Source organism: Streptomyces iakyrus (assembly GCF_000717055.1).
Taxonomy (GTDB): Bacteria; Actinomycetota; Actinomycetes; order Streptomycetales; family Streptomycetaceae; genus Streptomyces; species Streptomyces iakyrus.
Map to the genome: position 1 here is coordinate 110,374 of NZ_JNXI01000012.1, position 13,018 is coordinate 123,391.

The 13,018-nt window shown below is 70.4% G+C and carries 11 protein-coding genes; all 11 read left to right on the forward strand.

The features are described 5' to 3' along the window. Nucleotides 1-4: 4 nt before the first annotated feature. Nucleotides 5-1,291: a dihydroorotase gene (locus OO68_RS19425; protein ID WP_033309667.1), complete on the forward strand. Its 1,287-nt coding sequence runs from the start codon at nt 5-7 to the stop codon at nt 1,289-1,291. Beyond that, on the forward strand, nt 1,288-1,857 hold the full coding sequence (locus OO68_RS19430) for a PH-like domain-containing protein (protein WP_078625372.1): 570 nt from the start codon (nt 1,288-1,290) through the stop codon (nt 1,855-1,857). The genes OO68_RS19425 and OO68_RS19430 overlap by 4 nt, the downstream gene beginning before the upstream one ends. Beyond that, entirely contained in the window at nt 1,854-2,996 is a 1,143-nt protein-coding gene (carA, locus tag OO68_RS19435; RefSeq protein ID WP_033309669.1) for a glutamine-hydrolyzing carbamoyl-phosphate synthase small subunit, read from the forward strand. Before OO68_RS19430 ends, carA begins: the two co-directional genes overlap by 4 nt. Next, on the forward strand, nt 2,989-6,297 hold the full coding sequence (carB, locus tag OO68_RS19440; RefSeq protein ID WP_033309670.1) for a carbamoyl-phosphate synthase large subunit: 3,309 nt from the start codon (nt 2,989-2,991) through the stop codon (nt 6,295-6,297). Before carA ends, carB begins: the two co-directional genes overlap by 8 nt. A gap of 70 nt (nt 6,298-6,367) precedes the next feature. Then, the gene (locus OO68_RS19445) at nt 6,368-7,474 is read left to right on the forward strand and encodes a quinone-dependent dihydroorotate dehydrogenase (RefSeq protein WP_033309671.1); all 1,107 of its coding nucleotides are present in this window, start codon (nt 6,368-6,370) and stop codon (nt 7,472-7,474) included. Continuing rightward, the gene (gene pyrF / locus OO68_RS19450) at nt 7,471-8,316 is read left to right on the forward strand and encodes an orotidine-5'-phosphate decarboxylase (protein WP_033309672.1); all 846 of its coding nucleotides are present in this window, start codon (nt 7,471-7,473) and stop codon (nt 8,314-8,316) included. The genes OO68_RS19445 and pyrF overlap by 4 nt, the downstream gene beginning before the upstream one ends. 277 nt (nt 8,317-8,593) lie before the next feature. After that, on the forward strand, nt 8,594-8,917 hold the full coding sequence (locus OO68_RS19455) for an integration host factor (RefSeq protein WP_003977346.1): 324 nt from the start codon (nt 8,594-8,596) through the stop codon (nt 8,915-8,917). Between the two features lie 58 nt (nt 8,918-8,975). Further along, complete coding sequence (gene gmk, locus OO68_RS19460) at nt 8,976-9,569, forward strand: guanylate kinase (RefSeq protein ID WP_051814725.1); 594 nt, start codon at nt 8,976-8,978, stop codon at nt 9,567-9,569. 68 nt (nt 9,570-9,637) lie between these two features. Further along, nucleotides 9,638-9,910 carry a DNA-directed RNA polymerase subunit omega gene (gene rpoZ, locus OO68_RS19465; protein ID WP_003988945.1) on the forward strand — a complete coding sequence of 91 codons (273 nt, stop codon included), beginning with the start codon at nt 9,638-9,640 and terminating at the stop codon, nt 9,908-9,910. A gap of 114 nt (nt 9,911-10,024) precedes the next feature. Continuing rightward, complete coding sequence (gene coaBC, locus OO68_RS19470; RefSeq protein WP_033309674.1) at nt 10,025-11,227, forward strand: bifunctional phosphopantothenoylcysteine decarboxylase/phosphopantothenate--cysteine ligase CoaBC; 1,203 nt, start codon at nt 10,025-10,027, stop codon at nt 11,225-11,227. 236 nt (nt 11,228-11,463) lie between these two features. Next, on the forward strand, nt 11,464-12,672 hold the full coding sequence (metK, locus tag OO68_RS19475) for a methionine adenosyltransferase (protein WP_033309675.1): 1,209 nt from the start codon (nt 11,464-11,466) through the stop codon (nt 12,670-12,672). Nucleotides 12,673-13,018: the final 346 nt, after the last annotated feature.

Sequence of the window (13,018 nt, forward strand, 5' to 3'; positions counted from 1 at the left end):
ACAGATGAGCAAGATCCTGATCCGTGGTGCCAAGGTGCTCGGCGGCGAGCCGCAGGACGTGCTGATCGACGGCGGGACCATCGCCCAGGTGGGCAGCGGGCTGTCGGCCGAAGGCGCGGAGGTCGTCGAGGCCGAGGGCAAGGTGCTGCTGCCGGGCCTGGTCGACCTGCACACCCATCTGCGCGAGCCCGGCCGCGAGGACTCCGAGACCGTCCTCACCGGCACGCGCGCCGCCGCCTCCGGCGGCTACACCACCGTCTTCGCCATGGCCAACACCTTCCCGGTCGCCGACACCGCCGGTGTCGTCGAGCAGGTCTGGCGGCTCGGCAAGGAGCACGGCTACTGCGATGTCCAGCCCATCGGCGCCGTCACCGTCGGCCTGGAGGGCAAGAAGCTCGCCGAGCTGGGTGCCATGCACGAGTCCGCCGCCGGCGTCACCGTCTTCTCCGACGACGGCAAGTGCGTCCACGACGCCGTGATCATGCGCCGGGCCCTGGAGTACGTGAAGGCCTTCGGCGGTGTCGTCGCACAGCACGCGCAGGAGCCGCGGCTGACCGAGGGCGCCGAGATGAACGAGGGCATCGTCTCCGCCGAGCTGGGTCTCGGAGGCTGGCCCGCGGTGGCCGAAGAATCGATCATCGCCCGGGATGTCCTGCTCGCCGACCACGTCGGCTCCCGCGTCCACATCTGCCACCTGTCGACCGCCGGGTCCGTCGAGATCGTCCGCTGGGCCAAGTCCCGCGGCATCGCCGTCACCGCCGAGGTCACCCCGCACCACCTCCTCCTCACGGACGAGCTGGTGCGCACCTACAACCCCGTCTACAAGGTCAACCCGCCGCTGCGCACCGAGCGCGACGTCATGGCCCTGCGCGAGGCGCTCGCCGACGGCACGATCGACATCGTCGCCACCGACCACGCCCCGCACCCGCACGAGGACAAGGACTGCGAGTGGGCCGCGGCGGCCATGGGCATGGTCGGCCTGGAGACCGCGCTGTCAGTGGTGCAGGAGACCATGGTCGCAACGGGCCTGCTGGACTGGGCCGGCGTCGCCGACCGGATGTCCGTCAAGCCCGCGCAGATCGGACAGGCCACGGGCCACGGCCGTCCCGTCTCGGCAGGTGAGCCCGCCAACCTCACCCTGGTCGACACGGCATACCGTGGGCTGGTGGAACCCGCGGGCTTCGCCTCGCGCAGCCGCAACACCCCCTACGAGGGGCGTGAGCTGCCGGGCCGTGTGACGCACACGTGGCTGCGGGGCAAGGCCACGCTCGTCGACGGGAAGCTCACGTGACACCTGTACTCCTGCTGGCCGCCGAGAAGGAATCGGCGCAAGTGACCGACTGGGCCGCCCGCATCGGCTGGGTCGTCGGCCTCGCCCTGTTCGTCGCGCTCGTCTACTGGCTGATGCGCGAGGGCTGGAAGTGGCGCGGCACCCTCCAGGGCGACCTGCCCGAGCTGCCCGCCGCCCCGGACGATCCGGGCCCCGCAAAGCTGAGCCTGAGCGGCCGCTACCACGGCTCCACCACCGCAGGGCAGTGGCTCGACCGCATCGTCGCCCAGGGCCTGGGCACCCGCAGCCGGGCCGCGCTCACCCTCACGGACGCCGGCCTCGACGTCGTACGCCCCGGGGCGAGCGACTTCTTCGTCCCGGTCGCACAGCTGCGTGAGGCCCGGCTCGACAAGGGCATCGCCGGGAAGGTCCTCACCGAGGGCGGTCTGCTGATCGTCACCTGGGAGCACGGCGACCGGCTGATCGACTCCGGCTTCCGCTCCGACCACGCGGCCGAGCACAACGAGTGGGTCGAAGCCATCAACTCCATGATCGAAACGAACACCAGGGAAGGCGCCGAACGATGACCACCTCCACCAGGGGAGCCGCCAAAACTCCCGCCGTACTCGTCCTGGAGGACGGCCGGATCTTCCGGGGCCGCGCCTACGGGGCCGTGGGGGAGACCTTCGGCGAAGCGGTGTTCTCCACCGGCATGACCGGCTACCAGGAGACCCTCACCGACCCCTCCTACCACCGCCAGGTCGTGGTGATGACCGCGCCGCACGTCGGCAACACCGGTGTGAACGACGAGGACATGGAGTCGAAGAAGATCTGGGTCTCCGGCTACGTCGTGCGCGACCCCGCGCGCGTGCCGTCCAGCTGGCGCTCCCGGCGCACGCTGGACGAGGAGCTGGACGCCCAGGGCGTCGTCGGCATCAGCGGCATCGACACCCGCGCCCTCACCCGGCACCTGCGCGAGCGGGGCGCCATGCGCGTCGGCATCTTCAGCGGCGGCGCCGTCCAGGACGACGCCGCGCTGCTGGCCCGCGTCCAGGAAGCCCCCCAGATGAAGGGCGCGAACCTCTCCGCCGAGGTCGCCACCACCGAGCCCTACGTCGTCCCGGCCATCGGCGAGAAGAAGTTCACCGTCGCCGCCGTCGACCTCGGCATCAAGGGCATGACCCCGCACCGCATGGCCGAGCGCGGCATCGAGGTGCACGTGCTCCCGGCGACCGCGACCGTCGAGGACGTCTACGCCGTGAACCCGGACGGCGTGTTCTTCTCCAACGGCCCGGGCGACCCGGCCACCGCCGACCACCCCGTCTCCGTGATGCGGGGCGTCCTGGAGCGCGGCACCCCGCTCTTCGGCATCTGCTTCGGCAACCAGATCCTGGGCCGCGCGCTCGGCTTCGGCACCTTCAAGCTGAAGTACGGCCACCGCGGCATCAACCAGCCGGTGCAGGACCGCACGACCGGCAAGGTCGAGGTCACCGCGCACAACCACGGCTTCGCCGTCGACGCCCCGCTCGACAAGGTCTCCGACACCCCGTTCGGCCGCGCCGAGGTGTCGCACGTCTGCCTGAACGACAACGTGGTGGAGGGGCTGCAGCTCCTCGACCGCCCCGCCTTCAGCGTCCAGTACCACCCCGAAGCGGCAGCCGGCCCGCACGACGCCGCCTACCTGTTCGACCGCTTCGTATCCCTGATGGAGGGCCAGCGTGCCTAAGCGCACCGATATCCAGTCCGTCCTGGTCATCGGCTCCGGCCCGATCGTCATCGGCCAGGCCGCCGAGTTCGACTACTCCGGCACCCAGGCGTGCCGCGTCCTGAAGGCCGAGGGCCTGCGGGTCGTCCTGGTGAACTCCAACCCGGCGACGATCATGACCGACCCGGAGATCGCCGACGCCACCTACGTCGAGCCGATCACCCCCGAGTTCGTCGAGAAGATCATCGCCAAGGAGCGCCCCGACGCGCTGCTGCCCACCCTGGGCGGTCAGACGGCCCTCAACACGGCCATCTCGCTCCACGAGGCCGGCACCCTCGACAAGTACGGCGTCGAACTGATCGGCGCCAACGTCGAGGCCATCAACAAGGGCGAGGACCGCGACCTCTTCAAGGAGGTCGTCGAGGCCGTACGCCAGAAGATCGGGCACGGCGAGTCCGCCCGCTCGGTCATCTGCCACTCCATGGACGACGTGCTCCAGGGCGTCGAGACGCTCGGCGGCTACCCGGTCGTCGTCCGCCCCTCCTTCACCATGGGCGGCGCCGGCTCCGGCTTCGCCCACGACGAGGAGGAGCTGCGCCGCATCGCCGGCCAGGGCCTCACGCTCTCCCCGACCACCGAGGTGCTCCTGGAGGAGTCCATCCTCGGCTGGAAGGAGTACGAGCTGGAGCTGATGCGCGACAAGCACGACAACGTCGTGGTCGTCTGCTCCATCGAGAACTTCGACCCCATGGGCGTGCACACCGGCGACTCGATCACGGTCGCGCCCGCGATGACGCTCACCGACCGCGAGTACCAGATCCTGCGCGACATCGGCATCGCCGTGATCCGCGAGGTCGGCGTCGACACCGGCGGCTGCAACATCCAGTTCGCGGTGAACCCCGAGGACGGCCGGGTCATCGTCATCGAGATGAACCCGCGCGTCTCCCGCTCCTCGGCGCTCGCCTCCAAGGCGACCGGCTTCCCGATCGCCAAGATCGCCGCCAAGCTCGCCGTCGGCTACACGCTGGACGAGATCCCGAACGACATCACCCAGGAGACCCCGGCTTCCTTCGAGCCCACGCTCGACTACGTGGTCGTGAAGGCCCCGCGCTTCGCCTTCGAGAAGTTCCCGAGCGCCGACGCCACCCTCACCACCACCATGAAGTCCGTCGGCGAGGCCATGGCCATCGGCCGCAACTTCACCGAGGCCTTCCAGAAGGCGCTGCGCTCGCTGGAGAAGAAGGGCAGCCAGTTCACCTTCGTCGGCGAGCCCGGCGACAAGACGCAGCTGCTGGAGCAGGCGGTCCGCCCCACCGACGGCCGCATCAACACCGTCATGCAGGCCATCCGCGCCGGCGCCACGCCCGAGGAGGTCTTCGACTACACGAAGATCGACCCCTGGTTCGTCGACCAGCTCTTCCTCATCAAGGAGATCGCGGACGAGCTGGCCGAGGCGCCCGAGCTGACCACCGACCTGCTCGCCGAGGCCAAGCGGCACGGCTTCTCCGACACGCAGATCGGCGAGATCCGCGGTCTGCGCGAGGACGTCGTCCGCGAGGTCCGGCACGCGCTCGGCATCCGCCCGGTCTACAAGACGGTCGACACCTGCGCCGCCGAGTTCGCCGCGAAGACGCCGTACTTCTACTCCTCCTACGACGAGGAGACCGAGGTCGCGCCCCGCGAGAAGCCGGCCGTCATCATCCTGGGCTCCGGCCCGAACCGCATCGGCCAGGGCATCGAGTTCGACTACTCCTGCGTCCACGCCTCGTTCGCCCTGAGCGACGCGGGCTATGAGACGGTGATGGTCAACTGCAACCCGGAGACCGTCTCCACGGACTACGACACCTCCGACCGCCTGTACTTCGAGCCGCTGACGCTGGAAGACGTGCTGGAGATCGTGCACGCCGAGCAGCAGGCCGGACCGGTCGCGGGCGTCGTCGTGCAGCTCGGCGGCCAGACGCCGCTCGGCCTGTCGCAGGCGCTGAAGGACAACGGCGTGCCGATCGTCGGCACCTCCCCGGAGGCCATCCACGCCGCCGAGGACCGGGGCGCCTTCGGCCGGGTCCTCAAGGAGGCCGGCCTCCCGGCCCCCAAGCACGGCACCGCCACCACCTTCGCCGAGGCCAAGGCCATCGCCGACGAGATCGGCTACCCGGTCCTGGTCCGTCCCTCGTACGTCCTGGGCGGACGCGGCATGGAGATCGTCTACGACGAGACCCGGCTGGAGTCCTACATCGCCGAGTCGACCGAGATCAGCCCCTCCCGGCCGGTCCTGGTCGACCGGTTCCTCGACGACGCCATCGAGATCGACGTCGACGCCCTCTACGACGGCGAGGAGCTCTACCTCGGCGGCGTCATGGAGCACATCGAGGAGGCCGGGATCCACTCCGGCGACTCGGCGTGCGCCCTGCCCCCGATCACGCTCGGCGGCTTCGACATCAAGCGCCTGCGCGCCTCCACGGAGGGCATCGCCAAGGGCGTCGGAGTGCGCGGCCTGATCAACATCCAGTTCGCGCTCGCGGGCGACATCCTCTACGTCCTGGAGGCCAACCCGCGCGCGTCCCGGACCGTCCCCTTCACCTCGAAGGCGACGGCAGTGCCGCTGGCCAAGGCCGCCGCCCGGATCTCGCTCGGCGCCACGATCGCCGAGCTGCGCGCCGAGGGCCTGCTCCCGGCGACCGGCGACGGCGGCGAGCTGCCGTTCGACGCGCCGATCTCCGTCAAGGAGGCCGTCATGCCGTGGTCGCGCTTCCGCGACATCCACGGCCGCGGCGTCGACACCGTCCTCGGCCCGGAGATGCGCTCCACCGGCGAGGTCATGGGCATCGACTCCGTCTTCGGCACGGCGTACGCCAAGTCGCAGGCGGGCGCCTACGGCCCGCTGCCCACCAAGGGCCGCGCGTTCATCTCGGTCGCCAACCGCGACAAGCGCTCGATGATCTTCCCGGCCCGGGAGCTGGTGGCGCACGGCTTCGAGCTGATGGCCACCTCCGGCACGGCCGAGGTCCTCAAGCGCAACGGCATCAACGCCACCATCGTGCGCAAGCAGTCCGAGGGCACCGGCCCGAACGGCGAGAAGACCATCGTCCAGCTCATCCACGACGGCGAGGTCGACCTCATCGTCAACACCCCGTACGGCACGGGCGGCCGCCTCGACGGCTACGACATCCGTACGGCGGCCGTGGCACGCTCCGTGCCCTGCCTGACGACGGTCCAGGCCCTCGCGGCGGCGGTCCAGGGCATCGACGCCCTCAACCGCGGCGACGTGAGCGTCCGCTCGCTCCAGGAACACGCGGAACACCTGACCGCGGCCCGCGACTAGCAGCCCCGAGGGGGACACCGGAAACGGTGTCCCCCTCTTCGTGAGGACGCCATGTCTTCGTGAGGACACCATGTACAAGTACTTCTTCCGTCTCGTCTTCAAGAGGCTGGACCCGGAGCAGGCCCACCACCTGGCCTTCCGCTGGATCCGCCTGGCCGCCCGCGTGCCCGTGCTGCGCACCTTCCTGGCGGCCGCCCTCGCGCCCCGGTACAAGGAACTGCGCACGGAGGCCCTGGGCCTGCGTATGCACGGCCCCTTCGGGCTCGCCGCGGGCTTCGACAAGAACGCCGTCGGCATCGACGGCATGGCCATGCTCGGCTTCGACCACGTCGAGATCGGCACGGTGACCGGTGAACCGCAGCCCGGCAACCCCAAGCAGCGGCTGTTCCGCCTGGTCGAGGACCGCGCGCTGATCAACCGCATGGGCTTCAACAACGACGGCTCGCTCCGCGTCGCCGCCCGCCTCGCCTCCCGCACGCCCGTCTTCAAGCCGGTCGTCGGCGTCAACATCGGCAAGACCAAGGTCGTCCCCGAGGAGGAGGCCGTCGCGGACTACGTGAAGTCCGCCGAGCGGCTCGCGCCCTACGCCGACTACCTGGTCGTCAACGTCTCCTCGCCGAACACGCCGGGGCTGCGCAACCTCCAGGCCACCGAGGCCCTGCGCCCCCTGCTGAGCGCCGTCCGCGAGGCCGCCGACCGCACGGTGTCCGCCCGTCGCGTGCCGCTCCTGGTCAAGATCGCGCCGGACTTGGCCGACGAGGACGTCGACGCCGTCGCCGACCTCGCCGTGGAACTCGGCCTGGACGGCATCATCGCGACCAACACCACCATCGCGCGCGAGGGCCTCGGCCTGAAGTCCCACCCCTCCCTGATCAAGGAGACCGGCGGCCTGTCCGGGGCGCCCCTGAAGGAACGCTCCCTGGAGGTCCTGCGGCGCCTTTACGCGCGCGTGGGCGACCGGATCACCCTGGTGGGCGTCGGCGGCATCGAGAACGCCGAGGACGCCTGGCAGCGCATCCTGGCCGGCGCCACGCTGGTCCAGGGCTACAGCGCCTTCATCTACGAGGGGCCCTTCTGGGGCCGCGCGATCCACAAGGGGCTCGCCGCTCGCCTGGCCACGAGCCCCTACGCCACGCTCGCCGACGCGGTGGGCGCCGACGTGAGGAAGACGGCATGAGTGGTCTCGAACCCTTCGGCGCGCGTCTGCGCCGCGCCATGGACGAGCGCGGCCCGCTGTGCGTCGGCATCGACCCGCACGTCTCCCTGCTCGCCGAGTGGGGCCTGAACGACGACGTGGCGGGCCTGGAGCGGTTCAGCCGCACGGTCGTCGAGGCGGTGGCCGACCGGGTCGCCGTGCTCAAGCCGCAGAGCGCGTTCTTCGAGCGCTTCGGCTCGCGCGGCGTCGCCGTCCTGGAGAAGTCCGTCGCCGAGGCCCGGGCGGCGGGCGCGCTGGTCGTGATGGACGCCAAGCGCGGCGACATCGGCTCCACCATGGCCGCCTACGCCGAGTCCTTCCTGCACAAGGACGCGCCGCTGTTCTCCGACGCCCTGACGGTCTCGCCGTACCTCGGCTACGGATCGCTCAGCCCGGCCGTGGCCCTGGCCCGGGAGAACGGCGCGGGCCTCTTCGTGCTGGCGCTGACGTCCAACCCGGAGGGCGGCGAGGTCCAGCACGCCGTGCGCTCCGACGGCCGGAACGTCGGAGCGACGATGCTGGCGCACCTGGCCGCCGAGAACACCGGGGAGCAGCCCCTGGGGTCCTTCGGCGCGGTCGTCGGCGCCACCCTCGGTGATCTGTCGACGTACGACCTGGACATCAACGGCCCGCTCCTCGCACCCGGCATCGGCGCGCAGGGCGCCACGCCGGCCGATCTCCCCGGGGTCTTCGGGGCGGCGGTGCGCAACGTCGTGCCGAACGTCAGCCGGGGAGTGCTACGCCACGGTCCCGAGGCGGTCGCTCTGCGTGACGCCGCGGAGCGCTTCGCGGAGGAGATCCGGCACGCCGTGACGCCCTCGTGAGGCGGTCCAGACCTTACCGCGAGACCTCCGATGAGTGGTCAGGGGCCCGCTTGAGTCTGAATACATCCTCAAATCCGGGGCATTATGTCCTAAATGTCCGTTCAGATGAAGGCTGACCAGGACTTTTCCGCTGTTCTCGCTGACTCTGGCGGACTTGCCCGCTAGTCTCCGACGAGAGAACGGGCAAGCGTGTGTTGCTCGTGGCTCCCCAGGTGTGGGGCGACTAGGTTCCTCACCGGTCCGTATCCGACAGTTCGACATCCGAGGTGACGTAGGCGTGGCTCTTCCGCCCCTTACCCCTGAACAGCGCGCAGCCGCGCTCGAAAAGGCCGCCGCGGCTCGCCGGGAGCGGGCCGAGGTCAAGAATCGACTCAAGCACTCCGGCGCCTCCCTTCACGAGGTCATCAAGCAGGGCCAGGAGAACGACGTCATCGGCAAGATGAAGGTCTCCGCCCTCCTCGAGTCGCTGCCCGGCGTGGGCAAGGTCCGCGCCAAGCAGATCATGGAGCGACTCGGCATCTCCGAGAGCCGCCGCGTGCGGGGTCTCGGTTCCAACCAGATCGCCTCCCTGGAGCGCGAGTTCGGCAGCACCGGCTCCTGAAACGGGCGCTCCGGGGAAGCGCGTCCCGGGCACTCCGCGATTGCTGGATAATCGCTGCATGGCTGCAACACCCCGGGGGACGTCCCCCGTACCCCCGGACGTACGTCCGCGGCTGACCGTGCTCTCCGGCCCCTCCGGGGTCGGCAAGAGCACGGTCGTCGCTCATATGCGCAAGGAACACCCCGAGGTCTGGCTCTCGGTGTCGGCGACGACCCGCAAGCCCCGCCCCGGCGAGCAGCACGGAGTCCACTACTTCTTCGTCTCCGACGACGAGATGGACAAGCTGATCGCCAACGGGGAGCTGCTGGAGTGGGCCGAGTTCGCCGGCAACCGCTACGGCACGCCGCGTGCGGCCGTGCAGGAGCGCCTGGAGAACGGCGAGCCCGTCCTCCTGGAGATCGACCTCCAGGGCGCCCGCCTGGTCCGCGAGTCGATGCCCGAGGCCCAGCTGGTGTTCCTCGCTCCTCCCTCCTGGGAGGAGCTCGTGCGCCGGCTCACCGGGCGGGGCACCGAACCGCCCGAGGTGATCGAGCGCCGGCTCGACGCGGCGAAGATCGAACTCGCGGCCGAGCCGGAGTTCGACACCACCCTGGTCAACACCTCCGTCGAGGACGTAGCACGCGAGCTGCTAGCCTTGATGGACGTCGTGTGACCATCGCTGATCGTTCCGGTCGGCGGATCACCCCGACAGATTCTTTCCCATCCATCGGAAGGTAGAGCGTGTCCTCTTCCATCTCCGCGCCCGAGGGCATCATCAACCCGCCGATCGACGAGCTCCTCGAGGCCACCGACTCGAAGTACAGCCTCGTGATCTACGCGGCCAAGCGTGCCCGCCAGATCAACGCGTACTACTCGCAGCTCGGCGAGGGTCTCCTTGAGTACGTCGGTCCTCTCGTCGACACCCACGTCCACGAGAAGCCGCTCTCGATCGCCCTCCGCGAGATCAACGCGGGGCTCCTGACGTCCGAGGCCGTCGAGGGCCCGGCGCAGTAAGTAGGATTTACAGCATTGCGCTGACTTATCCACAGGCCCGGCAGGCCGACTGCCGGGCCTGTGGTGTGTCATGGAGTCGTACGGTGTGCCGGTTGCCGAGGTCCGGGGAGAGACGTGGACAAGCCGAAGGTCGTTCTGGGGGTCAGCGGGGGCATCGCCGCCTACAAGGCCTGTGAGCTGCTGCGGCGGCTGACGGAGTCGGGCCACGAGGTGCGGGTGGTGCCCACGGCCTCCGCGCTGCACTTCGTCGGCGCCGCCACCTGGTCCGCCCTCTCCGGCAACCCCGTCTCCACCGAGGTATGGGACGACGTGCACGAGGTCCCGCACGTCCGCATCGGGCAGCACGCCGACCTGGTCGTCGTCGCCCCCGCCACCGCCGACACGCTCGCCAAGGCGGCCCACGGCCTCGCCGACGACCTCCTCACCAACACCCTGCTCACCGCCCGCTGCCCGGTCGTCTTCGCCCCCGCCATGCACACGGAGATGTGGGAGCACCCGGCCACCCAGGAGAACGTGGCGACGCTGCGCCGCCGCGGCGCCCTCGTCATCGAACCGGCCGTCGGCCGCCTCACCGGCGTCGACACCGGCAAGGGCCGGCTGCCCGACCCGGGCGAGATCTTCGAGGTGTGCCGCCGCGTCCTGGCCCGGGGCGTCACCGAGCCCGACCTCATGGGCCGGCACGTCGTCGTCAGTGCCGGCGGCACCCGCGAGCCCCTGGACCCCGTCCGCTTCCTCGGCAACCGCTCCTCCGGCAAGCAGGGCTACGCCCTCGCCCGCACCGCCGCCGCCCGCGGCGCCCGTGTCACGCTGATCGCCGCCAACAGCACCCTGCCCGCCCCGGCGGGCGTCGACGTCGTGCCGGTCGGAACCGCCGTGGAGCTGCGCGAGGCGGTGCTGCGGGCCGCCCCGGAGGCCGACGCCGTGGTGATGGCGGCCGCGGTGGCGGACTTCCGCCCTGCGGCGTACGCGGCAGGGAAAATCAAGAAGAAGGACGGCCAAGAGCCGGAGCCGGTCACCCTGGTGCGGAATCCGGACATTCTCGCGGAGATCTCGGCCGACCGGGCCCGCCCCGGACAGGTGATCGTCGGCTTCGCCGCGGAGACGGACGACGTCCTGGCCAACGGCCGCGCCAAGCTCAAGCGCAAGGGCTGCGATCTCCTGGTCGTGAACGAGGTGGGGGAGCGCAAGACCTTCGGTTCCGAGGAGAACGAGGCGGTCGTGCTCGGCGCCGACGGCAGCGAGACCGCGGTGGCGCACGGACCCAAGGAAGCCCTGGCCGAAACCGTGTGGGACCTGGTGGCCGATCGCCTCAGCTGACGGCTCAGGCGCCGCGTACCCCCGCGAAAGCGGCGGATCGGGGCGTGGCGCCTCTGGCCAACGCCGCCAGGCATTGGGCAGAATGCCCGTGCCGCAGGTCACAGCACTCCCGAGTGGCGAGACGGGGGGACCGTGGCCGAAGCGTGACCCGTAAACTGTTCCACGGACGGCGTCGGGTGCAGCCCCCGCCGTCCGCCAATGATCAGCCAGCAGCCGCTGCAACCTCAGGGAGCGTTGTGTCCCGTCGTCTGTTCACCTCGGAGTCCGTGACCGAGGGTCACCCCGACAAGATCGCTGACCAGATCAGCGACACCATTCTCGACGCGCTTCTGCGCGAGGACCCCTCATCCCGGGTCGCCGTCGAGACCCTGATCACGACCGGCCTGGTGCACGTGGCCGGCGAGGTCACGACCAAGACGTACGCGGACATCGCGACGCTGGTCCGGAACAAGATCCTCGAAATCGGCTACGACTCCTCCAAGAAGGGCTTCGACGGCGCCTCCTGCGGCGTGTCGGTGTCGATCGGCGCGCAGTCCCCGGACATCGCCCAGGGCGTGGACACGGCGTACGAGAACCGGGTCGAGGGTGACGACGACGAACTCGACAAGCAGGGCGCGGGCGACCAGGGCCTGATGTTCGGCTACGCGACGGACGAGACGCCGACGCTGATGCCGCTGCCGATCTTCCTGGCGCACCGCCTGTCGAAGCGCCTGTCCGACGTGCGCAAGAACGGCACGATCCCCTACCTCCGCCCGGACGGCAAGACGCAGGTCACCATCGAGTACGACGGTGACAAGGCGGTCCGCCTGGACACCGTGGTGGTCTCCTCCCAGCACGCCTCCGACATCGACCTGGACTCGCTCCTGGCCCCGGACATCAAGGAGTTCGTCGTCGAGCCGGAGCTCAAGGCGCTGCTGGACGAGGGCATCAAGCTCGACACGGAGAACTACCGTCTCCTGGTCAACCCGACCGGCCGTTTCGAGATCGGCGGCCCGATGGGTGACGCCGGCCTGACCGGCCGCAAGATCATCATCGACACCTACGGCGGCATGGCCCGTCACGGCGGTGGCGCGTTCTCCGGCAAGGACCCGTCCAAGGTCGACCGTTCCGCGGCGTACGCGATGCGCTGGGTCGCGAAGAACATCGTGGCCGCGGGCCTCGCCACCCGCTGCGAGGTCCAGGTCGCGTACGCGATCGGCAAGGCCGAGCCGGTCGGCCTGTTCGTCGAGACCTTCGGCACCGCCAAGATCGACACGGAGAAGATCGAGAAGGCGATCGACGAGGTCTTCGACCTCCGTCCGGCCGCCATCATCCGCGACCTCGACCTTCTCCGCCCGATCTACTCCCAGACCGCGGCGTACGGCCACTTCGGCCGCGAGCTGCCCGACTTCACCTGGGAGCGGACGGACCGCGTGGACGCGCTGCGCAAGGCCGCGGGGCTGTAGGTCCCGTCCCTCAGGGCATCACGTGAGGCCCGGCACCCATCGGGGGGCCGGGCCTCCGGCATGCTCTTGCTCTCCGGCCTCGTCGGGACCGCACCCGCCCCGCGCGGGCTGCTCGCCTCGCGTGGGCCGCTCCCGCCGGGCGCGGCCCCGTTCCTGCCGTACGGCCGTCACAACGGCTCGCGGGCGGCGGCGGGCGCTCTCTACGGTGGAGAGTGCCGGGGCGCCCGGTGCGAAGGTGACGGACACTTCTGGGCTCGATGCAGCCCCCGCGGGTTCGCATCCCGCCGTCGGCCGGGTGGCGCCCGGTGGCGTGGCCGAGTGGTCCAAGGCGAGTGCGCGCCGTCAC

What these genes read in the sequence shown, in the direction of transcription:
- OO68_RS19425 (WP_033309667.1), top strand. Translation starts at nt 5, where the DNA reads ATGAGCAAGATCCTGATCCGTGGTGCCAAGGTGCTCGGCGGCGAGCCG.
- carA (WP_033309669.1), top strand. Translation starts at nt 1,854, where the DNA reads ATGACCACCTCCACCAGGGGAGCCGCCAAAACTCCCGCCGTACTCGTC.
- OO68_RS19445 (WP_033309671.1), top strand. Translation starts at nt 6,368, where the DNA reads ATGTACAAGTACTTCTTCCGTCTCGTCTTCAAGAGGCTGGACCCGGAG.
- pyrF (WP_033309672.1), top strand. Translation starts at nt 7,471, where the DNA reads ATGAGTGGTCTCGAACCCTTCGGCGCGCGTCTGCGCCGCGCCATGGAC.
- gmk (WP_051814725.1), top strand. Translation starts at nt 8,976, where the DNA reads ATGGCTGCAACACCCCGGGGGACGTCCCCCGTACCCCCGGACGTACGT.